This is a genomic window from Robiginitalea sp. (genome assembly GCF_049588695.1).
GTDB lineage: Bacteria > Bacteroidota > Bacteroidia > Flavobacteriales > Flavobacteriaceae > Robiginitalea.
This window is the reverse complement of sequence record NZ_JBAVZJ010000048.1, coordinates 1-1,623: the sequence shown is the minus strand read 5'-3', so window position 1 is coordinate 1,623 and position 1,623 is coordinate 1. Positions and strand designations below refer to the sequence as shown.

The window sequence follows — 1,623 nt, the reverse complement described above, 5'->3', positions numbered from 1 at the left end:
AGCGGAATACAAGCAAATGGGATTCTCGGATTCCGGGAAACACTTCGGGTTTATCTCCGATGAGGATACCACCAAAGTACAGGTGCGTCCAAGCCGTTTGTACTACTGGAACGATGCTATGGAGAATGCGGAAGTTGTGGCCGGACCGGGAAGGCAAGTATCGGGGTTACTTCCTTCAAAATACGCGAAAGTTCACTTTTCTGAAAATGATTCCAGAATGTATTTTGGCCTCGCAAAGCCCCGGGTACTTCGGGATACTTCTTTGCTCGAGGAGGAAGTTGTAAACGTAGAGGTGTGGACCTACGACGAACCCAGACTGTACACGGTGCAGGAAATACAGGTGAAGAACGATTCGATTTCCAATTTTACGGCGGCAATGCACCTGCCTTCTCGTAAAGTTTATCCGTTGGCGTCAGAGGCCTACCCGGATATTGACCTTGGTGATGAGGGCAATGCTCCTTTTGCCCTGGTCAGTACAAGTACTCCCTACGATCTGCAGCGACAATGGACGGGGCGGACCACCCGGGATTACGCCCTGGTAAATATTGCCGACGGATCAAAGAAAGAGGTGTTAAAGGGCGTGTCTGGCCCTGTGGATTTAAGTCCGAAAGGGGAATATATCTTCGGGTATCAGTCTACGGACAGTACGTGGTTTGCCTACAATGTGGCTGCCGATATGCGAAAAGACCTGACCTTGGGAAAGGTCTTCTACAACGAACTGCACGATAGCCCAAGTTTGCCCCGGTCCTACGGATCGGCCGGATGGACTGAAAAAGACGAAGCGCTTATCCTCTACGATCGATACGATTTATGGAAGTTTGATCCCGACACCGGGGTGGGGGAGCGACTTACCAAGGGGCGGGAAACTAAAACGGAATACCGGTATGTTTCCCTGGACAAAGAACAGCGCTATCTGGATTCCAAAGGGGAGTGGCTGCTTACCACTTTCAATGAGGAAGACAAGAGCAGTGGGTATGCGCTTTTGGACCCCAGGCGTAAAACAGTAAAACCACTGCTGGATGGGCCGTACCGGTTCAGCACTCCGGTAAAGGCGAAAAATGCCGACACCTATATGTTTACCCGGGAGTCTTTCGAAGTTTTCCCTGATATCTGGGCCAGTGAAGCTGATTTTCAAAAGGCTGTCCAGATCAGCAGGGCGAACCCCCAACAGGAGGAGTATCGCTGGGGAACCATAGATCCGGTGCAGTGGACTTCCCTGGATGGAGAACAGTTATCGGGCATGTTGGTAAAACCTGAAGGCTTTGACCCTTCGAAAAAATACCCGATGATCGTCAATTTTTACGAGAGGAGCTCAGATGGGTTGCACAGACACAGAGCACCATCTCCCGGGCGCTCCACCATCAATTATGCCTTTTATGCCAGCCGGGGGTACCTGATCTTTAATCCGGATGTGCACTACCGGATCGGGTATCCCGGGGAGAGTGCTTACAATTGCGTGATTCCCGGGGTTACAGCCCTGATTGAAAAAGGCTTTGTGGACAAGGACAATATTGGGGTACAGGGGCATAGCTGGGGCGGATATCAGATCGCTTACCTGGTGACCAAAACAGATATGTTTAAGGCAGCTGAGGCCGGGGCCCCGGTACCTAATATGATTAGTGC

General features: G+C 51.1%; 1 protein-coding gene. It reads left to right on the top strand.

Annotated elements, in window-relative coordinates; genetic code table 11:
- Positions 1–1,623: alpha/beta hydrolase family protein (locus WBV75_RS00940; protein ID WP_424118790.1), on the top strand; the 1,623-nt coding region annotated here is incomplete at both ends.